This is a genomic window from Denitromonas iodatirespirans (assembly GCF_018524365.1).
In the GTDB taxonomy this organism is placed as follows: domain Bacteria; phylum Pseudomonadota; class Gammaproteobacteria; order Burkholderiales; family Rhodocyclaceae; genus Nitrogeniibacter; species Nitrogeniibacter iodatirespirans.
This window is the reverse complement of record NZ_JAEKFT010000165.1, coordinates 1-285: the sequence shown is the minus strand read 5'-3', so window position 1 is coordinate 285 and position 285 is coordinate 1. Positions and strand designations below refer to the sequence as shown.

Here is a 285-nt window from a genome sequence, read left to right as displayed (position 1 = left end):
CGCTCATGACGAAGACTTCGCGCTATCGCGCGCGCCCATCGACGACGCCGCCCGCGAGCGCCTGCTGCAGGCCGAGCCCGACCCGCGGGCCGAGGCCCTGATGGCCGCGGTGGCGCTGCGCGGCGCACGCTCGGTGCCGCTGCGCTGGCTGCTCGCGCTGGGCGGCCATCCGCGCGCCGACGCGGTGCTCGCCGCGCTGACCACCACCGTCGCCTGGGGGCCGCTGCAGCGCAAGCGCATTTCCCGCACGACGATCGAAAGCCTGCCGGCCTGGATGCGCCTGAT

At 75.8% G+C, this 285-nt stretch carries 1 pseudogene; it reads left to right on the top strand.

The window, feature by feature from the left end:
* Positions 1–285, top strand: a pseudogene (locus I8J34_RS24415) (CoA-binding protein); the annotation flags it as partial.